3 protein-coding genes are annotated in these 1,719 nt (G+C 43.0%); all 3 read right to left on the reverse strand.

Annotation, left to right across the window (positions count from 1 at the left end; translation table 11 throughout):
- On the reverse strand, positions 1-96 hold a 96-nt coding region (locus B5D54_RS17515), incomplete at its 3' end, for a hypothetical protein (protein ID WP_139364807.1).
- A 54-nt stretch (positions 97-150) separates the two neighbouring features.
- The gene (locus B5D54_RS16760; protein WP_078927659.1) at positions 151-1,473 is read right to left on the reverse strand and encodes an anaerobic C4-dicarboxylate transporter; all 1,323 of its coding nucleotides are present in this window, start codon (positions 1,471-1,473) and stop codon (positions 151-153) included.
- A 54-nt stretch (positions 1,474-1,527) separates the two neighbouring features.
- Positions 1,528-1,719 (reverse strand): fumarate reductase subunit FrdD (gene frdD / locus B5D54_RS16765; RefSeq protein ID WP_303046257.1); only part of this gene is annotated, 192 nt, incomplete at its 5' end.

The raw sequence follows: 1,719 nt of genomic DNA on the forward strand, positions 1-1,719 counted from the left end.
TTTGGTGACGGCGAGGCCGTCATTAATCACCTGGGCAGGAGTTCCAGCAATAGGAAGGTCCAAACCCTTTTTTATTGTAATCATACGCACTTGCATCCCATTAAATCGAACAAGGTTTCTCTTATTTCAGATCATTTTCTATTCATCACACTAGTTAACGGCAACCGATAGGAAGTAACCAACAACAGTTGCGACCGAAACACCGATAAAACCCGGGATTAAAAAACTGTGATTTAAGATATATTTCCCAATCCGAGTCGTTCCTGATCGGTCAAAGCTGATAGCGGCTAAGTCACTAGGATAGAAAGGGAAAAAGAAATAAGCATAACAAGCTGGCAATACTCCGATTATCACTTCTGGTGGAATACCCAAAGAAAAGCCAAGAGGTAACATGATGGTTAATACCGCAGCTTGGCTCTTTAAGAAAATAGAAACGGCAAACATCGCAATCGCAAAGGTCCAAGGATGGTGGTTCACCACATCACGGACCATATCAATCAGATAAGATTTGTGAAAGCTGATAATGGTGTCACTCATCCAAGCGATACCAAAGATGATGATGACCGCCGTCATACCGGCAATAAATACATTGCTGTGAACTATTTTTTTCGGTTGGACCTTAGTGGTAAGTAAAATGATAGCCCCGACCGACAGCATGAGAAATTGTATTGCCACAGACATATTAACGCCATTGGGTAATAGATTGAGATCTTTACCAAACATCGCAACACAGATGACTGACACAATACCCAGCATAAAGACCGTCAAGCCCGTTTTTGCCTGCTTATCTTCACTAGAACCCTCTTCCGCTTCAACCTCTTCATCGATTAAGCTTTTCTTAAATTCTTCATCTTGACAGCGAGCTAAAAACTCAGGGTCTTTATCAAGATCTTTTCCTCTATGCAAACTCCAAGTACAAGCAACCAGTAACCCGATTAAAGTCGCGGGAATAGTCACGATCAGCACATTATGTAGCCCAATATCCAAGTTATTATCTGCTGCAGTGGCCATTACAACAGCAGCGGCCGCAGCGATAGGGCTTGCCGTAATCCCCATTTGTGATGCAACGGAAGCAATAGCCATTGGCCGCTCAGGACGAATCCCTTTTTTGTAAGCAACATCATAAATAACCGGTAACAATGGATAAACGGAGTGTCCCGTTCCAACCAGTACCGTTAAGAAATAAGTACAAAGCGGGCCAAGATAAACAATTTGGCTTGGGTGTTTGCGTAAAATTTTCTCAGCATACTTAACCAGAAGCTTTAGACCACCCGTTGCTTCTAACGTCGCCGAGGCCGAGACTACTGCTAAAATAATCAACATAACACCGATGGGTGGCGAACCCGGTGAGACACCAAAAACAAAAGCGAGGACTGATACCCCTAAGCCACCTAGGAGGCCAAAAGCAATCCCCCCATGCCGTATACCTGTAAATATCACAGCAAATAACAGCATCATGTGGATATAAAACATGGATTTTTCCTTACAAAATAATAAAGTGCATCGGAAAAGATGCACACAAGACGATTAAATAATTATCACACCGACAAGCGCCCATAGCGTAATGATGAACGCCAGTAGATAACAAATAATTTTACCCGCAAGCCCAGTATGGAATTTTAGATCATGCATGCCATGGTGCAAACGGTGCATCGCATGCCACATCGGTAATGAAAGGGTCGCAATGATAAACAGTGCACCAATAATACTGGTGGCAAA

Source organism: Vibrio cincinnatiensis DSM 19608, from assembly GCF_900167345.1.
GTDB classification, from domain to species: domain Bacteria; phylum Pseudomonadota; class Gammaproteobacteria; order Enterobacterales; family Vibrionaceae; genus Vibrio; species Vibrio cincinnatiensis.

Coding starts and splice junctions, on each gene's coding strand:
- B5D54_RS16760 (WP_078927659.1), bottom strand. CDS start 1,473: ATGTTTTATATCCACATGATGCTGTTATTTGCTGTGATATTTACAGGT.